Genomic DNA, 12,869 nt, shown 5'->3' with positions numbered 1-12,869 from the left:
GTGAAAAATACCGGGACCCCCGTCCCACGCCACGTCGTGCTGCTGGTGCCCGGCGCCCTCGCGCTGCTGGCCGGCCTGGACGCGGCCCTGCTGCTGCTCGGGCTGCCCGCACCGGTGCGCAGCGACCGGCTGCCCGAGGTGCACGGCGTGCTGATGGTGCTCGGCTTCGTCGGGACCCTGGTCGCCCTGGAACGGGCCGTCGCGGTCCGCCGCGCCCCGCTGATGGCCGCGCCGGCCCTGCTCGGGCTCGGCGGCCTGGCGCTGCTCACCCCGGCACCGCTGCTGGTCGGGCAGATCGGCCTGGTCGCCGGGTGCGCGGTCCTGATCGCGATCTACCTGGTGGTCTGGCGCAAGCAGCCCGCCGCCGCGCTCGCCGTGCAGGCGCTCGGCGCGGTGCACGCCCTGGCCGCCGCCGTGCTCTGGGCGGCCGGCGTACCGGTGCCGCACCTGGTGCCCTGCCTCGCCGGGTTCCTGGTGCTCACGATCGCCGGGGAACGCCTCGAGCTCATGCGCGTCGGCGCGCCGTCGGCCCGCGCGGAGGACACGGTCTGGCTGCTGTCCTGCGCCTGGGCGGTGGCTGCCACGGTCGCGCTGCTGCACCCGGGGATCGGCGGCACGCTGCTCGGCCTGGTGCTGCTCGGCCTGGTGGCGACCCTCGCCCGGCACGACGTCGCCCGCCGCACCGTCCGCGGCACCGGCCTGCCCCGGTTCATGGCCTGCGCGATGCTCGGCGGCTACGCCTGGCTGGCGGTGGCCGGCGCGGTCTGGCTGACCCGCGGCGCCGTGCTCGCCGGGCCCGCGTACGACGCGGTGCTGCACAGCGTGTTCCTCGGCTTCGTCATCTCGATGGTGATGGCGCACGCCCCGGTGATCCTGCCCGCAGTGCTGCGCCGGCCGCTGCCCTACCGACCGGTGATGTACGCGCCGCTGGTGCTGCTGCACGCCACCCTGGTGCTCCGGGTGCTGGTGGGCGACGCGCGCGACCTGCCGGTGGCGGTGCAGGTCGGCGGGGTCGGCAACATCGTCGCGCTGCTCGGCTTCCTGGCGGTGGCCGCCGGGTCGGCGCTGCGCGGACCGGTGCGGCGCACCGCTCGCCCCGATCGCACTGCTCCTGCCACCGCCGACCCCACGATCCCGCTGACCACCGGAGGACCGGCATGACCCGCGCCGACCGTCACCTGCGCGCCAACGCCCTGGTGCTGGCCTGGCTGCTCGCCGCCGCCGTGGTCGCGCTGCTGCACCGCTCCGTGCCCGGGTCCGGGTGGCTGATGGTGCACCTGCTGCTGGTCGGTGGGGTCAGCACCGCGATCCTGATCTGGAGCCAGCACTTCGCGGACACCCTGATCCGCCGGCCCGGCAGCCCGCGCGGGCTCACCGTGCGGCTCGCGCTGCACACCGTCGGCGCGCTGGGCGTGATCCTCGGGCAGGCCGTCGGCAGCACCCCGGTGCTGGTCGCCGGGGCCACCGCGGTCGGCGGCGCGGCGCTCGCGCAGGCGGTCGGGATCGCCCGGCAGGGTCGCGGGGCACTGCCGTCCCGCTTCGGGCACCTGGCGCGCTGGTACGTGGCGGCCGGGGTGCTGCTGCTCCCCGGGATCGTCTGCGGCGTGGTGATGGCACGGCTGGAGCCGGGGCCGGAGGCCTACGCGCGCTGGTACGTCGCGCACGTCGCGCTCACCCTGCTCGGCTGGGTGGCGGTGACCGTCGCCGCGACGCTGGTGGTGCTGTGGCCGACCGTGCTGCGCACCCGGATCGACGCCACCGCCGAGCAGGACGCCCGGCGCGCGATGCCGCTGGTCGCCGCGGCCCCCGTGCTGGTCGCGCTCGGCCCGGCCGTCGACCTGCGGGCGCTGGTCGGCATCGGCGCCGCCGTGGGGCTGGCCGGGATCGCGCTGCTGGCGCGGGTGCTGGTGCGGCAGGCCCGCGCCTCGGCGCCACGCACGTTCGCGGCGTGGAGTGTCGGCGCGGCCGTGCTCTGGTGGGCGGCCTCCACCGCCGGGCTGGCCGTCGTGGTGCTCACCGCCGGCAGCTGGGCGGCGTCCGTGCCCCGGCTGTCCGCGCTCGCACCCGCCGTGGTGGTCGGCCTGGCCGGGCAGGTGCTGATCGGCGCGCTGTCCACCCTGCTGCCCGTGGTGCTCGGCGGCGGACCTGCGATCACCCGGCGCACGGCGGCCGAGCTCGACCGTGGGGCCGCCGTGCGCTGCACACTGCTGAACGGCGGTCTGCTGCTGCTCCTGGTCGGACCGAGCACCGTGCGGGTGGTCGGCGCCGTCGTCGGGCTCGGTGCCGCGCTGGCGTTCGGCGTACTGGCGGTGCGCGCGGTGCGGATCGCCCGGTCGGCCCCCGCGCCCGCCCCCGGGCAGCTGCCGCCGCCCGCGCCGCCGGTCGTGCCCGACCCGGTGGCCGGTGCGCGTCGACGCGGTGCCGCCACCGCAGCCGTCGGCGCGCTGCTGCTCACCATGGTGCTCGGCGTCGCGATCGACCCGACCGCCGCCGGCCTCACCCTGGCCGCCGGCACCGACGGGACGAGCAGCACCGGCATCGCGCCCACCGGCCGCACCACCACCGTCGAGGTCGAGGCGCAGGACATGGTGTTCGTCCCGGACCGGGTCGAGGTGCCCGCCGGCGACCGGCTGGTGATCGTGCTGACCAACGCCGACAGCACCGTGCACGACCTGGTGCTGGACGGCGGGGCGACTTCCGGCCGACTGGCCCCGGGAGCCTCCGCCACCGTCGACGTCGGCGTGGTCGGTGCGGACCTGGCGGGCTGGTGCTCGGTGTCCGGCCACCGGCTGATGGGGATGACGCTGGACGTGGTGGTGACCGGGTCCGCGACGACCGCCTCCCCCGCCGACGGCACGGAGCACACCGGGCACGACATGGCCGGGCACGGCGACGCCGCCGGCCTGGACGCCGCCGACCTGCTCGACCTGATGGCCTCCCCCGCCGCCGGCTTCGAGGCGCGCGACGCCACGCTGCCCCCGGTCGAGGACGGCACCACCCACCACGTCACGCTGGAGGTCACCGAGACCGAGCAGGAGGTGGCCCCCGGCGTCACCCGCACGGTGTGGACGTTCGGCGGCACCGCCCCCGGGCCGGTGCTGCACGGCAGGGTCGGGGACACCTTCGTGATCACGCTGGTCAACGACGGCACGATCGGCCACTCGATCGACTTCCACGCCGGCGCGCTGGCCCCGGACGACGTCATGCGCACGATCGCCCCGGGCGAGACCCTGACCTACACCTTCACCGCCGAGCGGTCCGGGATCTGGATGTACCACTGCTCGACCATGCCGATGAGCCTGCACATCGCCAACGGCATGACCGGCGCCGTCGTGATCGACCCGCCCGGCCTGCCGGAGGCCGACCGCGAGTACGTGATCGTGCAGTCCGAGGCCTACCTGGGTGTGCAGGGCGGCACCGCCGACGAGGCGAAGGTGGCCGCGCAGCAGCCCGACCTGGTGCTGTTCAACGGCTACGCCAACCAGTACCGGGACAGGCCGTTGACCGCGAACGTCGGCGAGCGGGTGCGGATCTGGGTGCTGGACGCCGGACCGAACCGGCCGTCGGCGTTCCACGTGGTCGGCGGGCAGTTCGACACCGTCTACCGCGAGGGCGACTGGGTGCTGCGCGACGGCGGGTCCACCGGCACCGGCGGATCGCAGGTGCTCGCGCTGCAACCGGCGGAGGGCGGGTTCGTCGAGCTCACCTTCCCCGAGGCCGGCACCTACTCCTTCGTCACGCACGCGATGGGCGACGCCGAGTCGGGGGCGCAGGGGCGGTTCGCGGTCACGGAGTGACGGCGGCGGTCAGACCTTCGCGTACCGCGCGCGCCCGGCCACCGCGTACACCCCGTACCCGGCGAACCCGAGCGCGACCAGCGTCAGCAGCACCGCCCCGAACGGCAGCCCGGCCAGCGCGTGCAGGGCGGCGTCCAGCCCCTCGGCCTGCTCCGGGTCGCTGCGCACGGCCGCGACCACCAGCAGCACGCCGACCACCGCGAGCGCCGCACCCTTGCCGACGTAGCCGATCCGCCCGGACCGTCGCACCCACGCCGCCGGGTGCGCGCGCAGGTCGTCCAGGAACGTCTCCCGCCAGCCCTTGACCACGTGGTACCCGCCGACCGCCACCACGCCGACGCCGACCGCCCCGACCAGGAGCCGACCGCCGACCGATCCCAGCAGCGTCGAGGTCGCCTGCCCGGACCCGCCGCCGCCCGACCCGCCGCCGAGCAGCACGGTCAGGGTGGTCGCGGCCAGCACGCCGTAGGTGACCGCCTTCGCGGCGTTCTTCGCCCGGTCGGCGGCCTCCCCGTGCGCGACGGCCTCGGTGGCCTGCCACAGCGCCAGCAGCACGAACCCCACCAGCAGCACCCACAGCAGCGCGAGCCCGAGCCCGTTCTCGGCGAGCTGCGCCAGGGCACCCTGCTGGTCGGCCTGCTCCCCGCCGGAGGTCCACGCGAGCTGGACCGTCACCCAGGCGAGCAGCAGGTGCAGCACCCCGCTCGCGGCGTACCCGAGGCGGGCGCCGGTCTCCAGGACGGGGTGGTCGCCCGCGCGGGACGCAGCCTGCTGCACGTGTCCGGTCATGCCTCCGACGATCGCAGCCCCGACGCCCCGGCGCGCGGTGAGCGGCCCGCCCCGGCTCAGCCCTGCGCGGCGCGCAGGCGGGGGATCAGCTCCTCCAGGTAGGCGGCGGTGTCCTCCCAGCCCTCGACGGCGTGGCAGTCCACGCCCAGGGCCAGCACCGGGTAGTCGTTGCCGGCCTCGTCCAGGCGGTCGCCGACGAACAGCATGTCGTCCAGCGGGACGCCGGTGAGCTCGGCCAGGCGCGTCATGCCGTAGGCCTTGTCGATCCCCTTGCGGGTGATGTCGACCGAGGTGGAGCCGCCGGAGCGCACCTCCAGGTCGGGCAGCAGGTCCGCGACGGCCTGGCGCAGCGTCGACTTCTTCTCGCCGCTCGGGTCCCAGGCGCTCTTCGCCGCGACCGGGGCCGCCTGGCCGAGGGCCGAGAAGGTGATCTGCGAGCCGCGGTCCTCCAGGATCGGGCCCCAGGTCTCCGCCTCCCACAGGCCGAGCAGCTTGGCCTGCTCCTCGACCGCCGCCAGCGCGCGGGCCTTCTCGTCCTCGGTGAGGTTCTCCGCGTACTCCTGGTGCCAGGTGCCGTCGCGGTGCAGCCAGTACTGGGTGCCGCAGGTCGGCATCAGGTGCAGCCGGGCCAGCGCGTCACCGGCCTGCTCGGGCAGCCGCTCGATCACCTGCATCTGGAACTGGCCGAACTGGCCGCCCGAGATGATGCACACCTGCGCGACGTCCAGCAGCTCGACCAGCAGGTCGGCCATCCGCGGGTCCAGCGGCGACTTCGAGGGTGCGAGGGTGTCGTCGAGGTCGAAGGCGACGAGCGCGGGCTGCGTGGGCAAGGAGTCCTCCTGGGTGGTCGACCGCCGTCCGGGCCGGGCGATCGAGGTTACCGTGCGGCGGCCGGGACCCGCCGTGCGCAAGACGGCTCGAGCGAGGATGCTCGCCCGAACCCGTTAAATATGGCTTATTCTGATTTCCCATACGGAAGGCCGGGAGGTGACGGGCTGTGGCGCACTGGGAACGGGTCGAGGTGCCTCCCGACTTCCGTGGTGTCCGGCGGCAGGACCGCGTCGGTGGCAGCTACCTGCGCTACCACCCGGACCCGCTTCCCCGGGTCCCGCTCGGCCTGAGCCCGGGAACCGCCGATCTGGTCACCGACGCCAGTGCGCGGCTCGCCGTCCTCGGCCAGCGGCTGCGTGACCGTCCCACCCCCCTGCTGTACGCCACCTTGCTCCGCTCGGAGTCGATCGCCTCCTCGTGGATCGAGGGGATCCGGGACAACCCGCGGAACGTCATGGCCGCGCGGCTCGACGACCTGCACGGCACCAGCGCCACCTCGCGCAGCGTGCTGCGCAACGTCGACGCGATGGCGCAGTCCGTCTCCGCCCTGGTGAAGCCGACCTGGGCCCACGCCGACGTGCACGAGGTGCACCGCGCCCTGCTCGACACCCGCAGCGATGGCCGGTATCGCGATCGTCAGGTGTACATCGGCGGGTCCTCGCCGCTGACCGCGCAGCACGTCGCTCCGCCGCACGACGAGGTCGAGGCCGCGATGGCCGATCTGCTGGCGTACGTGTCCGAGGCCGGCGACCCACCACTCGTCACCGCGGCCCTGCTGCACGCGCAGTTCGAGACGATCCACCCCTACGAGGACGGCAACGGGCGCACCGGCCGCGTGCTGTTCCACGGCGCCCTCGCCCGCTCCGGCGTCGTCGATCAGGGGGTCCTCCCGCTCTCGCTCGTCCTCCGGGACGACACCGACGGGTACGTGCGCGCGCTCACCGCGTTCCGGCCTCGCGACGACGCACCAGAGACGATGGCGGTGGCGAGGGAGACGTTCCTCGACTACTTCCTGGACGCTGTGCTGCGCGCTGCGGACCTCGCGGACGAGATGATCGACGAGGTCGAGCGGATCGTCACCACCTGGCGCCCCTACGTCGATCGGCTGCGCTCGGACTCCTCCGTGCACCGGCTGGTCGATCTCCTGGTCGAGCAGCCGGTGCTCACCGCGGGCTTCGTCACCGACCGGCTCGGGGTCAGCCGCGCGACTGCGACCACCGCGCTCACCGAGCTCCAGCGGATCGGGATCGTCCAGCCTGCCGGAGGACGGTTCAAGCGCCAGCTCGTCTTCCAGGCCGGCGAGGTGCTCCGCCTGATGGACCGATACGTCCCCGGTCCCCCCAGCGTGACGGTCCCCGAGATGCCGCCGGTCGTCCCGCGCCGCACCTACCGCGGCGCACGGTGCGGCGAGCTGCTGGTCCGCAAGGGCGTGCCGTGCACACTCCCCTCAGGACACCCGGGACCGCATCGGAGCCGGTAGCACGCAGACCGTCAGCCCCGCGGGCGACCGAGCGGGACGACCATCGGCGTGCCGACCGCGGGGTCCGGCACGACCATCGCCTCCAGCCCGAACACCTCGCGGACCATCTCCGGCGTGACCACCTCCACCGGGGCGCCCTGCGCGACGACCGCGCCGTCACGCATGGCGATCAGGTGGGTGCCGTAGCGGCAGGCCTGGTTGAGGTCGTGCAGCACGGCGACCAGGGTGCGTCCGGCGCGGTGCAGGTCGACCAGCAGCTCGAGCAGGTCGTACTGGTGGGTGATGTCGAGGAAGGTCGTCGGCTCGTCCAGCAGCAGCGTGCCGGTCTCCTGCGCCAGCACCATGGCCACCCAGACCCGCTGCCGCTGCCCGCCGGACAGCTCCTCGACCAGCCGCGGGGCCAGGGCGGTGACGCCGGTGGCCTCCATCGCACGGCCCACGGCCTCGGCGTCGACGTGGGACAGCTGGCGGCCGATCCGCTGGTGCGGGTAGCGGCCGCGCATCACCAGGTCGGCGACGGTGATCCCGGACGGCGCGATCGACGTCTGCGGCAGCAGCCCGAGGGACCGCGCGAGCTCCTTGCTGCCGAAGTCGCGCAGCGCACGGCCCTCCAGCAGCACGGACCCGGTGCTGGGGCGCAGCAGGCGGGCGAGCGCACGCAGCAGGGTCGACTTGCCGCAGGCGTTGGGGCCGACGACCACGGTGAGCTCGCCGGCGGGGATCTCGACGTCCAGGTGCTGCACGACCGTGCGGTCGCCGTAGGCGAGGGTGAGGTCGGTGGCGGCGATCCGGGCGGTGGCCGGTGCCGGGGCGGTGGCAGGCGCGGGTGCGGCCGCAGGGGCGGGCGCGGCGCCGGCGGGCAGCAGGCGATCGGTGGTCACTGGCGTCGGGCCTCTCGGACGAGCAGCCACACCAGGTAGGCGCCGCCGATGCTGACGGTCACCACCCCGACGGGCAGCTGGGTGGGGGCGAAGGCGCGCTGGGCGATCACGTCGGAGACGACGAGCAGCAGCGCGCCCATGGCGGCGGAGGAGGCCATGCCCACGCCGGAGCCGCCGGAGAGCCGGCGGGCGAGCTGCGGGGCGGCACCTCGCGGCGCGCCGTGACTAAGGCTTGCCTAGCCTAAGAGCGCTCGGAGGGGGTGCCGATGGCCGATCACGGGGTGGACGGACAGATCGTGTCGCGCGTCGGCCACGCCGGAGATCGGATGATCACGCCGCCGCGGCGTGTGCTCCCTGGTACCAGCCGGGGGTGTGCCCCATGACCCGGGAGAACGCCTGCACGAACGCGCTGGCGCTGGAGTAGCCGACCCGGCGGCCCACGGTCGCCACCGGCACGCCCTGCGCGAGCAGCCCCAGCGCCACCCGTACCCGCGCGTGCAGCCGCCACTGGTCGAAGGTCATCCCGGTCTCCTGCGCGAACCGCCGGGAGAAGTGCCGCACGCTCATCGCCAGCTCGTCGGCCCAGGCCTGCACCGACCGGCCGTCGTCCGGGGTGCGCAGCAGGGTGCGGGCCACCGCCAGCAGCCGGGGGTCGGCAGGCATCGGCAGCACCATCGGCGCGACCTCCACCGAGCGCAGCAGGTCGAGGATCACCTGCTCGCAGCGGTGCCGGACCTCGTCGGGCAGGTCCTCGGTGGAGAGCATCCGGAACAGCTCGGCCACCGCGGGCGGCACGGTGACCGCGGTGGTGCGACCACCGAGCCCGGCCGGCGCCTGCGACAAGTAGGAGCAGAAGAACCCGGTGCCGCCGGAGGACTCGACGGCGTGGGCGGTGCCGACCGGGATCCACAGGCCGGCGGTGGCAGGGACGGCGAACCAGCCGTCGTCGGTCTGCACGGTGAGCAGCCCGCGCGCGCCCCACAGCAGCTCGTGGGCGTCGTCGTGGTGGTGCCGCGCCCAGCGCTCCGAGGCGGCCGGGGGGAAGTGGCTGGTCCAGATCCGGTACTCCACCCTCGACCCCTCTCCTGGCGCGGACACGTGTCCCGAACGCGACACGGCCTGGCAGGCTACCGCGTGGAGGACATGCTTGGTAAGGGTTACCTTTCCTGGGTGACACCGGCCGCCCGACCTGCGACGACCCCCGACCGCCTGCTGATCGGGGTCCTGACCGCACGAGGACGGCGGTGGCGGCTGACCGCCGGGACCGCGGGCCTGATGGTCCACCAGATCGCGGAGATGCTGGTCCCGGTGATGATCGGCGCCACGATCGACGACGCCGTGGTGCGCGCGGACGTCGGCGCGCTGGTGGTCCGGCTGCTGCTGCTCGTGCTGGTGTTCGTCGTGCTGACCCTGGCCTGGCGCACCGGCAACGCGCTCACGACACGGGTCTACCTGGAGGCCGAGCACGACCTGCGGTCCCGCGTGGTGGACCGGGTGCTGGACGCGCACGGCGGGCCCGCCCGCACCCCGGGGGCCACCCTCTCGCTCGCCACGTCGGACGCCTCGCGCGTCGCCGGGACCGCCTGGCTGCTGTCCGGTCAGCTCGCCGCGCTGGCCGCGATCGTCACCGCCGCGATCTCCCTGGTCGCCGTGCACCCGCCGCTGGCGCTGGCCCTCGGGATCGGGGTTCCGGTGGCCGTCTGGCTGATGCACCGGCTGGCCGCGCCCCTGGAGCGCCGCAGCTCCCGCGAGCAGGGCCGGGCCGCCGACGCCGCAGGGCTGGCCGCCGACCTGGTCGCCGGGCTGCGGGTGCTGCACGGCCTCGGCGCGTCCGCCACCGCCGCACGCCGCTACCGCCGCACCAGCCAGGACCTGCTCACCTCCCGGGTCGGCGCCGCCCGCGCCCGTGCCTGGTACGACGCCGGCAGCGAGGTCGCCTCCGGGGTGCTGGTCGCCGTGGTCGCGCTGGCCGCCGGGTGGCTCGCGCTGCGCGGCACGATCACGGTGGGGCAGCTCGTCACGGTGGTCGGCGTCGTGCAGACCGTGCAGTGGCCGCTCACCCAGACCGGGCAGATCGTGGTCAGCCTGAAGCAGCGCCGGGCCAGCGCCGCCCGGCTGTGCGAGGTGCTGGGGGCGCCGCGGGCGCTGCCGTGGGCGCGGGTCGCCGCACCGGCTGATCCGCGCACGCTGACGATCGCCCTGCCGGACGGCCCGGTGACGGTGGCCCGCGGCGAGGTGGTCGGGGTGCACGCGGACGTCACCGGCGCCGCCGACCTGGTCGAGGTGCTCGGAGCCCGGGTGCCGGCCGTGCCGGACCAGGTGCGGGTGGACGACGTCTGCGCCACCGATCTCGGCCCCCGGCTGCGCGCGGTCGTGCACGCCCCGCCGCGCGACGCCCACCTGTTCGCCGGCACGCTCGCCGACGCGGTGGCACCCGGCGGCGAGCCCGATCCCGCCCTGCTGCGTGCCGCCGTGCTGGACGACGTGATCGCGCTGCTGCCCGCAGGCACCGGATCGACGATCCGGGCAGGTGGCTCCGACCTGTCCGGCGGCCAGCGCGACCGGGTGCGCCTGAGCCGCGCCCTGCACCGCACCGAACCGTTCCTCGTGCTGCACGAGCCCGCCGCCGCCGTCGACTCGGTCACCGAGGTCGCCCTGGCCCGTGGGCTGCGCGCCCGCCCGGGCGCCGGGGTGTTGCTGGTCACCGACAGCCCCACCCTGCTCGCCGCCTGCGACCGGGTGGTGGGTGCATGAGCACGCTGCTGCCGGTCGCCGACGGCCGCGCCACCTGGGCCGCCACCCGTCGGCTGCTCCGCCCGCACCGGGGTCGGCTCCTGCTGACCTCGGTGGTCATGCTCGCCGCCGCCACCGCCGCGCTCGCCGTGCCCGCGCTGCTCGGCTGGATCGTGCAGACCGCCACCGACGGCGGGTCGGTCGGCGCGGTCGCCTGGGCTGCTGCCGCGATCGTCGCCGCCTGCGTGGCCGGTGCGGCGCTGGACGCGATCGGGCGATCCCTGATGGCCCGGGTCACCGAGGCGTCGCTCGCCACCCTGCGCGAGGACGTGGTCGAGCGGGTGCTGCACCTGCCGGTCGCGGAGGTCGAGGCCGCCGGGGAGGGCGACGTCGTCTCGCGGGTGTCCGGCGACGTCGAGACCGTCGGCGAGACCGCCTCCGGGGTGCTGCCCGCCGTCACCTCCGCGCTGTTCTCGGTGGTGGTCACCCTGATCGGGCTCGGCGCGCTGGACTGGCGGTTCGCGCTCGGCGCTCTCGCCGCACTGCCCTTGCAGATCCTCAGCCTGCGCGCGTTCCGGCGTCGCACGCCGCCGGTGTACGCGCAGGCACGCCGGGCGGAGGGCGAGCGGGCCGAGGCCCTGCTCCAGGCGGTGCACGGCGCCCCCACCGCGCTCGCCCTGCACCAGGCCGACGCCCAGCGCGCCGCCGTCGAGCGCACCTCCCGCGCGGCGATCAGCACCGAGATGCGCGGGGTCCGCTACGTCGGACGCTTCGCCAACGGCTCCAACCTCGCCGAGCTGTGCGGGATGGCCGGGGTGCTGGTCGCCGGGTACCTGCTGGTCACCTCGGACGCCGTCGGCGTCGGCGCGGCCACCGCCGCCGCGCTGTTCTTCCACCGGCTGTTCGGGCCGATGGGCGTGCTGCTGTTCCAGGCCGACGACCTCGCGCTCGCCGGCGCGGGGCTGGCCCGGCTGGTGGGCGTGATCGACGGCGCGGACGGGTCGGCCGGCGCCTCGTCCGGCACGGCCGCGGATCGCGCCGACGACAACCGGGAGGCGGTCGCGATCGAGGTGCGCGGCACGCACTTCGCCTACCGCCCGGACCGTCCGGTGCTCACCGACGTCACGCTGCACCTGACTCCCGGCGAGCGGGTCGCGCTGGTCGGCACCTCCGGCGCCGGCAAGTCCACGCTCGCCCGCCTGGTCACCGGCACCCTGGACCCCACCGGCGGCAGCGTGCTGGTCGGCGGCCGGCCCGCCGCGCAGGTGCACAGCGACCGGCCCGGGCAGGTCGTGCTGGTCGACCAGGACGTGCACACCTTCGCCGGTCCGCTCGCCGACGACCTGCGCCTGGCCGACCCCGGCGCCGACGACGACGCGCTGGTCCGTGCGCTGGAGACCGCCGGCGCCGGTTGGTGGGCGGACCTGCCCGACGGGCTCGCCACCGTGCTCGGCCCCGACGGCACCACCCTGCGGCCGGATCAGGCGCAGCAGCTCGCGCTGGCCCGGGTGCTGCTCGCCGATCCCCCGGTGGTCGTCCTCGACGAGGCCACCGCCGACCTGCCCCGGTCCCGGCAGAGCGCCCTCGACGCCGCCCTCGACGGGGTGCTCTCCGGACGCACCGCCCTGCTCGTCGCGCACCGCCTCGACCAGGCCGTGCGGGCCGACCGGATCGTCGTGATGGCCGACGGGCGCGTGGTGCAGGACGGACCGCCGCAGGCGCTGATCGACGCCGAGGGTCCGTTCCGGATGCTGTGGACCGCGTGGATCGGCGAGCGGACGACGGTGGCCGACCCCGTCTGACCTGCACCCGTGCCCGGGCCGTTCGACCCTGGTGAGCCCCGGGACCGTCTGGGACGGTCGTCGCACAGCCGACTCCCGGGGGACCGCATGGACGCACGCGTGATCGACCTGCCCGCCTGCCGCATGGCCGTCGCCGGGCCCGCCCCGGCCGGCGACGAGGTGCTCGTCCGGTTCGACACCTGGTTCAGCGCCCGCGCCGACGCCCTGCCGATCGCCCCGCGCGACCTCATGTGGTGGGACGCCGACGCGCAGGCCCTCGGCTGGGGCTACCTGCTCCGGCCCGACGAGGACGCCGACGGCTGGCCCGTGGTCGCCTTCGCCGGCGGCCTCTACGCCAGCGCGGTCAGCCGCGACCAGGACGACGCGGACGGCGAGCGTGTGCTCGACGCGCTCCGTTCCTGGGTCGCGGGATCGCCGCTCGAGATCGACGAGTCCACGGATCGTCCGGTCGCGTTCCGCATCGTCACCGCCGAGGCCGTCGCCGCGACTCTCGGCCACCACCAGCTCGAGCTGCTGCTGCCGGTGCGCCTGCCCGCCGACGCCCGCTGATCCGACC

10 protein-coding genes and 1 pseudogene are annotated in these 12,869 nt (G+C 75.5%); 6 read left to right on the top strand and 5 right to left on the bottom strand.

What is annotated here, in order from left to right; translation table 11 throughout:
- Together ACZ5HG_RS00400 and ACZ5HG_RS00395 are read left to right on the top strand one after the other, a co-directional pair.
- The gene (locus tag ACZ5HG_RS00400) at window positions 1–1,161 is read left to right on the top strand and encodes a hypothetical protein (RefSeq protein ID WP_464179525.1); all 1,161 of its coding nucleotides are present in this window, start codon (window positions 1–3) and stop codon (window positions 1,159–1,161) included.
- Window positions 1,158–3,797 (top strand): multicopper oxidase domain-containing protein, encoded by a 2,640-nt coding sequence (locus ACZ5HG_RS00395; protein ID WP_464179523.1) that lies wholly within the window; start codon window positions 1,158–1,160, stop codon window positions 3,795–3,797. The genes ACZ5HG_RS00400 and ACZ5HG_RS00395 overlap by 4 nt, the downstream gene beginning before the upstream one ends.
- A gap of 9 nt (window positions 3,798–3,806) precedes the next feature.
- On the opposite strand, the gene ACZ5HG_RS00390 is transcribed toward ACZ5HG_RS00395, so the two are convergent.
- Together ACZ5HG_RS00390 and ACZ5HG_RS00385 are read right to left on the bottom strand one after the other, a co-directional pair.
- Window positions 3,807–4,586, bottom strand: a complete 780-nt coding sequence (locus ACZ5HG_RS00390; protein WP_464179521.1) for a DUF1206 domain-containing protein — start codon at window positions 4,584–4,586, stop codon at window positions 3,807–3,809.
- Between the two features lie 56 nt (window positions 4,587–4,642).
- The gene (locus tag ACZ5HG_RS00385) at window positions 4,643–5,416 is read right to left on the bottom strand and encodes an HAD-IIB family hydrolase (RefSeq protein ID WP_464179519.1); all 774 of its coding nucleotides are present in this window, start codon (window positions 5,414–5,416) and stop codon (window positions 4,643–4,645) included.
- Between the two features lie 167 nt (window positions 5,417–5,583).
- Between ACZ5HG_RS00385 and ACZ5HG_RS00380 the strand changes: the two genes are divergently transcribed.
- On the top strand, window positions 5,584–6,897 hold the full coding sequence (locus tag ACZ5HG_RS00380; RefSeq protein ID WP_464179517.1) for a Fic family protein: 1,314 nt from the start codon (window positions 5,584–5,586) through the stop codon (window positions 6,895–6,897).
- An 11-nt stretch (window positions 6,898–6,908) separates the two neighbouring features.
- Here the strand turns inward: ACZ5HG_RS00380 and ACZ5HG_RS00375 are convergent, their stop codons facing one another.
- From ACZ5HG_RS00375 to ACZ5HG_RS00365, 3 genes and pseudogenes are all read right to left on the bottom strand, one after another.
- Complete coding sequence (locus ACZ5HG_RS00375) at window positions 6,909–7,778, bottom strand: ABC transporter ATP-binding protein (protein WP_464179515.1); 870 nt, start codon at window positions 7,776–7,778, stop codon at window positions 6,909–6,911.
- Window positions 7,775–7,984, bottom strand: a pseudogene (locus ACZ5HG_RS00370) (iron chelate uptake ABC transporter family permease subunit); the annotation flags it as partial. The gene ACZ5HG_RS00375 and the pseudogene ACZ5HG_RS00370, both read right to left, overlap by 4 nt.
- Before the next feature lie 124 nt (window positions 7,985–8,108).
- Entirely contained in the window at window positions 8,109–8,849 is a 741-nt protein-coding gene (locus tag ACZ5HG_RS00365) for a helix-turn-helix domain-containing protein (protein WP_464179513.1), read from the bottom strand.
- Window positions 8,850–8,948: 99 nt separating this feature from the next.
- Here ACZ5HG_RS00365 and ACZ5HG_RS00360 point away from each other — a divergent pair, with 99 nt between their 5' ends.
- From ACZ5HG_RS00360 to ACZ5HG_RS00350, 3 genes are all read left to right on the top strand, one after another.
- A complete protein-coding gene (locus ACZ5HG_RS00360) occupies window positions 8,949–10,532 on the top strand; it encodes an ABC transporter transmembrane domain-containing protein (protein ID WP_464179511.1) in 1,584 nt (527 codons plus the stop codon).
- Window positions 10,529–12,313 carry an ABC transporter ATP-binding protein gene (locus ACZ5HG_RS00355; protein WP_464179509.1) on the top strand — a complete coding sequence of 595 codons (1,785 nt, stop codon included), beginning with the start codon at window positions 10,529–10,531 and terminating at the stop codon, window positions 12,311–12,313. Before ACZ5HG_RS00360 ends, ACZ5HG_RS00355 begins: the two co-directional genes overlap by 4 nt.
- 87 nt (window positions 12,314–12,400) lie before the next feature.
- The gene (locus tag ACZ5HG_RS00350) at window positions 12,401–12,862 is read left to right on the top strand and encodes a hypothetical protein (protein WP_464179507.1); all 462 of its coding nucleotides are present in this window, start codon (window positions 12,401–12,403) and stop codon (window positions 12,860–12,862) included.
- Window positions 12,863–12,869 lie beyond the last annotated feature (7 nt).

The sequence above is a fragment of the Cellulomonas sp. GTC20042 genome (assembly GCF_055389595.1).
Note: the sequence above shows the minus strand (reverse complement) of the source record. Positions and strands in the feature narration are given on the sequence as shown.